This window comes from Sphingomonas sp. NPDC019816, assembly GCF_050274375.1.
Classification (GTDB): Bacteria; Pseudomonadota; Alphaproteobacteria; order Sphingomonadales; family Sphingomonadaceae; genus Sphingomonas.
Map to the genome: position 1 here is coordinate 1 of NZ_JBNNOB010000186.1, position 5,274 is coordinate 5,274.

5 protein-coding genes are annotated in these 5,274 nt (G+C 68.1%); 4 read left to right on the forward strand and 1 reads right to left on the reverse strand.

Going from position 1 to position 5,274, the window contains the following annotated elements; all coding sequences use genetic code 11:
* From ACQKJZ_RS17830 to phbB, 3 genes are all read left to right on the forward strand, one after another.
* On the forward strand, nt 1–1,746 hold a 1,746-nt coding region (locus ACQKJZ_RS17830; RefSeq protein ID WP_427732858.1), incomplete at its 5' end, for a xanthine dehydrogenase family protein molybdopterin-binding subunit.
* Entirely contained in the window at nt 1,746–2,759 is a 1,014-nt protein-coding gene (hemH, locus tag ACQKJZ_RS17835) for a ferrochelatase (protein WP_427732860.1), read from the forward strand. The genes ACQKJZ_RS17830 and hemH, both read left to right, overlap by 1 nt.
* 84 nt (nt 2,760–2,843) lie before the next feature.
* Entirely contained in the window at nt 2,844–3,566 is a 723-nt protein-coding gene (gene phbB, locus ACQKJZ_RS17840) for an acetoacetyl-CoA reductase (RefSeq protein WP_427732862.1), read from the forward strand.
* 111 nt (nt 3,567–3,677) lie between these two features.
* On the opposite strand, the gene ACQKJZ_RS17845 is transcribed toward phbB, so the two are convergent.
* Nucleotides 3,678–4,016, reverse strand: a complete 339-nt coding sequence (locus ACQKJZ_RS17845) for a glycine zipper 2TM domain-containing protein (RefSeq protein WP_427732864.1) — start codon at nt 4,014–4,016, stop codon at nt 3,678–3,680.
* A gap of 188 nt (nt 4,017–4,204) precedes the next feature.
* Here ACQKJZ_RS17845 and ACQKJZ_RS17850 point away from each other — a divergent pair, with 188 nt between their 5' ends.
* Nucleotides 4,205–5,215 (forward strand): esterase-like activity of phytase family protein, encoded by a 1,011-nt coding sequence (locus ACQKJZ_RS17850; RefSeq protein ID WP_427732866.1) that lies wholly within the window; start codon nt 4,205–4,207, stop codon nt 5,213–5,215.
* The last annotated feature ends 59 nt before the right edge of the window (nt 5,216–5,274 follow it).

Consider the following 5,274-nt stretch of genomic DNA (forward strand, 5'->3'; position numbering starts at 1 on the left):
CAGGCCGCCGCGCGCCGCTGGGGTGTGGACTGGACGCTGTGCGAGGCGAAGGACGGCTTCATCGTCGCGGGCGATCGCCGCCTGCGCTTCGCCGAACTGGCCGAGGCGGCGGCGGGCGAGACGGTGCCGCAACCCCTGCCGCTGGGCAGCGGCGGGGCGGGCGGATTGGCGGGCAAGGATGTTCCCCGGCTCGATTCGCCGGCCAAGGTCGATGGCTCGGCCAATTTCACCGCCGACATCCGCCTGCCCGACATGGTGCATGTCGCGCTCCGCCATGCGCCATTGGGGCACATGCGCGGACTGCGGATCGACCGCGACGCGGCGATGAAGGTCACCGGCGTCGTCGATGTGATCGAGGGCGAGGACTGGGTTGCGGTCGCCGCCGCCAGCTGGTGGATCGCGCAAAAGGGGCTGGATGCGCTTCACCCCCGGGCGATCACCGATGGCCCCCACCCGACCAGTGCAGCGATCGCGCAGGCGCTGGAACAGGCGCTGAGCGAGGAGGGGCGTCTGGTCACCTCGCGCGGCGATGTCTCGGGCGCGTTGGAGGGCGGCGGGCTGGTGTCCGCCAGCTACCGTGTCGGCGTCGGGGTGCATGCGGCGATCGAGCCGCGCGCGGCGGTGGCGGCGTGGCAGGGTGATCGACTCGAGCTCTGGGTGCCGACCCAGGCGCCGGTGTGCGCCCGTGCGGTCGCGGCGCAGGCGGCGGGGATCGCGGCGGACCGGGTGGTCGTCCACCCCATGCCGATCGGCGGCGGCTTCGGCATCGGGCTGGAGACGGAGGCGGTTGCGCAGGCCGCCACGATCGCCGCCAGGCTGAAGCGCCCGGTCAATCTGCAATGGTCGCGCGCCGACGATCTGCGCCGCGACGCCTTCCGCGCGCCCGCACTGGCCCGGATGACCGCGCGGCTGGACAAGGGGCGGATCACGGGTTGGCGCAGCCGGATCGCGACCCCCTCTACCGGCGCAGGCCTGGCCGAGCGACTGATGCCCGGTGGCCTGACCCGATTCGGCATGGCGGGGCAGCGGCATGGCGATGCCTATGCGATGGGCGGCGCGGTGCCGGCCTATGCCTTGCCCGCGCTGGCGGTCCATCATCACCCGGCCGACCTGCCCTTGCCGACCGGGCATGTGCGCGGCGGCGCGCATGTCGCGAACTGCTTCTTCACCGAATCCTTCATCGACGAACTCGCGGCACGATCGGTGGCTGATCGGCTCAACTGGCGGCTGGGGCTGCTGCGCGATACGCCCCGGCTGGCGCAATGCCTGTCGACCGCCGCTTCGCTGGGCGGATGGGAAGGCGGCGGCGCGGGCAGCGGGCAGGGGCTGGCCGCGCACCGGTTTCGCGACAGCCATATCGCGGTCATGGCCGAGGCGCATCGCGATGCCGCCGGCCGCCCGGTCGTCGACCGGCTGGTCGCGGCGGTCGATTGCGGGCGGATCGTCCATCCGAACATCGTGCGCCAGCAGATCGAGGGCGGCCTGATCTTCGGCCTCGCCAATCTGCTGGGCGCCGCGACCGGCTTTGCGCGGGGGCAGGCGCAGGCCGACCGGCTGGCGATGCTGAACCTGCCGCGCCTGGCCGACATGCCCGACATCACCGTCGAGCTGATCGCCTCCGACGAGGCACCGGGGGGCGTGTCCGAACTCGCCGTGCCGCCGGTCGCCCCCGCCATCGCCAATGCGCTTGCCACTTTGGGCGGTGCTTCACGGATACGAAGCCTGCCGATGGAGTTTCCCGCCTGATGCTGCCCCCCGATCATCCGCCCGTCCCGCGTCCGAAGATCGGCGTGCTCCTGATGAACCTCGGCACGCCCGAGGCGCCCGAGCCGCGTGCGGTGAAGCGGTATTTGCGCGAATTCCTGTCCGATCGCCGGGTGATCGAGATCCCCGCGCTCCTCTGGCAGCCGATCCTGCGCGGCATCATCCTGAACACCCGGCCCAAAAAGTCGGCGCATGCCTATTCGCTGGTATGGCGCGACGACGGCTCGCCGCTGGCCGCGATCACTCGCGGGCAGGCGGTGGCGTTGAAGGACGCGTTCGGGCCCGGCGTGATGGTCGACTGGGCGATGCGCTATGGCCGTCCCGCCATCGCCGAGCAGGTGCAGGCGATGAAGGATGCCGGGTGCGAGCGCATCCTGCTGGCGCCGCTCTATCCGCAATATTGTGCGGCGACGACCGCGACCGCCAATGACAAGGCGTTCGCGCATCTCGCCACGATGCGCTGGCAGCCGGCGATCCGCACCCTGCCGCCTTATTATGACGATGCGCTCTATATCGATGCCTTGAAGACGCAGGTCGAGGCACAGCTCGCCACGCTCGATTTCGAGCCGGAGGCGATTCTGGCCAGCTTCCACGGCATGCCGCAACGGACGCTGGAACTGGGCGATCCCTATCACTGTCATTGCCGCAAGACCGCGCGGCTGCTGGCCGAGGCGATGAAGGAGACGCTGGGCGGCCGCGAACTGCTGGTCGCGTTCCAGTCGCGCTTCGGCCGCGCCAAATGGCTGGAGCCGGCGACCGACACGGTGCTGGAGGCGCTGCCCGGGCGGGGCATTAGGAAGGTCGCGATCCTGGCCCCCGGCTTTTCCGCCGATTGCATCGAGACGCTGGAGGAACTGGCGATTCGCGGGCGCGAAAGCTTCGAGGGGGCCGGCGGTACGCACTTCGCCTATCTTCCCTGCTTGAATGACACGGATATCGGCATAAAAATGCTGCACGGATTGATCGAACGCGAACTGCGCGGCTGGCTGCCGTAACGTAATATTACATTGCAGCCGGTCTTCGCCATTGCGGAGCGCCGGTGCCCCTTTTAAGCCACATTTGAAAATGGGAGAGGCTTGATGGCTCGGGTTGCAATCGTAACGGGTGGTACGCGCGGTATTGGCGAGGCAATCAGCCTGGCCCTGAAGGACGCCGGCGTCACCGTCGCGGCCAATTATGCCGGCAATGACGAACGTGCGCGCGAATTCTCGGAGCGTACCGGGATCAAGGCGTATAAGTGGGACGTCGCCGATTATGACGCGGTGCAGGCCGGCGTCGCGCAAGTCGCCGAGGAAATGGGGCCGGTCGACATCGTCGTCAACAATGCGGGCATCACCCGCGACGGCACGCTGCTGAAGATGACCTACCAGATGTGGAAGGAGGTCATGGACACCAACCTTGGCGGTTGCTTCAACATGGCCAAGGCGGTGTTCCCCGGCATGCGCGAACGCAAATGGGGTCGGATCGTCAATATCGGCTCGATCAACGGCCAGGCCGGCCAATATGGTCAGGTGAACTATGCCGCGGCCAAGTCGGGCATCCATGGCTTCACCAAGGCGCTGGCGCAGGAAGGTGCACGCGTCGGCGTGACTGTCAACGCCATCGCGCCGGGCTATATCGACACCGACATGGTCGCCGCTGTTCCCGCCGACGTGCTGGAGAAGATCGTCGCCAAGATTCCGGTCGGCCGTCTGGGCCAGGCGCATGAGATCGCGCGCGGCGTCGCTTTCCTGTGCTCTGACGAGGCGGGCTTCGTCACCGGCTCGACCCTGTCGATCAACGGCGGACAGCATATGTATTGAGGCATGCAAGAACGCCGGCCTCCAAGGGAGACCGGCGTTCCGTCCTCGATACGCTACGCGAGGAAAACCGGGGCGGGTGGGGCGAATACTGGCCCCGCCCGCCCTAACCGTTCAGCCGCAATAGCCGGGGCGGCCCGAGCGTTCGATCGCGCGGCCCGCCAGCGCACCGCCGGCCCCGCCGAGCAGCGTGCCCAGCGTGCGGTCGCCGCGCGTATCGATGGTCCGGCCAAGCAGGCCGCCCGCCACGGCGCCGACGATGGTGCCGGTCGTGCCCGGACGGCGGCACTTGCTGGCCCGATATTCATCGCGGTGGCCGTCGCGATAGCCCCGGTCATATTGCTGATGATGGCCCCCGCGGCGATAGCGATGCGCGTCCGCGGCGGTGGCGGGCAGGACGGCGCCGCCGATCATCGCCAGGGTGGCTCCCGCCAGGGTCAGGGTCTTCATCATGGTCTTACTCCCGAATCTTTGTGCGACTGACGGTCCCGTTCGTCGTCGTTGATCCGCTTTTGGGTGATTCGGATTGAGCGTTTCCTGAATGCCGCCGTTATCCGCCGTTCATGCAAATGATCGGCGTCGTGGGACAGCGGACGGGAATTGCCGACTGCCCAATGGCGGCGCAGCGCGTATGAGGCGCCATGCGCATCCTTCTTTCCTGTCTTCTGATCCTGGCGCTGGTACCCGGCTGGTCGGGCGAACAGCGCCTGGCGCTGCTCGGGAACAGGGCGCAGATGGATGTGACGACGGTTACCCTCGATCCCCGCGATCCGGCGCGGCGGCGGTTGGGGGCGCTAACCTTTCTGGGCGGCGTCGCGCTGCGCAGCCGCGATCCGGCCTTTGGCGGCTATTCCTCATTGGTAGTGACGGGCGATCGGTTCCTGCTGCTGAGCGATGGCGGCAATATCGTGCACTTTCGCATGGGGGCGGACTGGCGCCCCAGGGGGTTGCACTTCGGCAATCTGCCCGCCGGGCCCGGCATCGGCTGGCAGAAGCAGGATCGCGACAGCGAATCGCTAGTACGCGATCCACGCACCGGCACCCTATGGGTGGGGTTCGAAGGCTATAACCAGATCTGGCGCTATTCGCCCGATTTCACCCGCGCCCAGGGCTATGTCACGCCGCGCGCCATGGCGGGCTGGCCGGTCAATGGCGGGGCCGAATCGCTGGCCCGCATGCCCGACGGGCGATTCGTCACCATCTCCGAAGAGGCGACCGCGACCAGCGCCCAACGAAAGGGGTTGAAGGTCGCCGCCGCATCGACCCGACAGGGGTTGATCTTCGCGGGCGATCCCTTGCGCTTTCGCCCGCGTCGTTTCCTGTATCAGGTGTCGCCCGGCCATGACGTCGCCGATGCCGCCGCGCTGCCCGACGGATCACTGATCGTCGTCGAGCGGGGGTTTCGCCTGCCGTTCCGCTTTTCGAATCGAATCACGCTGGTGCCGGCCGATGCCATCGCTCCGGGCCGGTTGGCGAAGGGGCGACTGCTGGCGGAACTGGATACGCCGCTGATCCACGACAATTTCGAAGGTGTGGCGGTGACCCGCGAGGGCGGGGCGACGATCCTGTGGCTGGTATCGGACGACAACCAGTCGGTGTTGCAGCGGACGTATCTATTGAAATTCCGGTTGGACGCGCGAGCGGCGGCGTAGGGCGACGTCGAGATCCCCGCCGGAGGCCAACGACGAAAACCCGCCGCTCCGGGGAGCGG

Bases quoted from the DNA above. Each gene is read 5' to 3' on its own strand.
- hemH (WP_427732860.1), top strand. From the start codon at position 1,746: ATGCTGCCCCCCGATCATCCGCCCGTCCCGCGTCCGAAGATCGGCGTG.
- phbB (WP_427732862.1), top strand. From the start codon at position 2,844: ATGGCTCGGGTTGCAATCGTAACGGGTGGTACGCGCGGTATTGGCGAG.
- ACQKJZ_RS17845 (WP_427732864.1), bottom strand. From the start codon at position 4,016: ATGATGAAGACCCTGACCCTGGCGGGAGCCACCCTGGCGATGATCGGC.
- ACQKJZ_RS17850 (WP_427732866.1), top strand. From the start codon at position 4,205: ATGCGCATCCTTCTTTCCTGTCTTCTGATCCTGGCGCTGGTACCCGGC.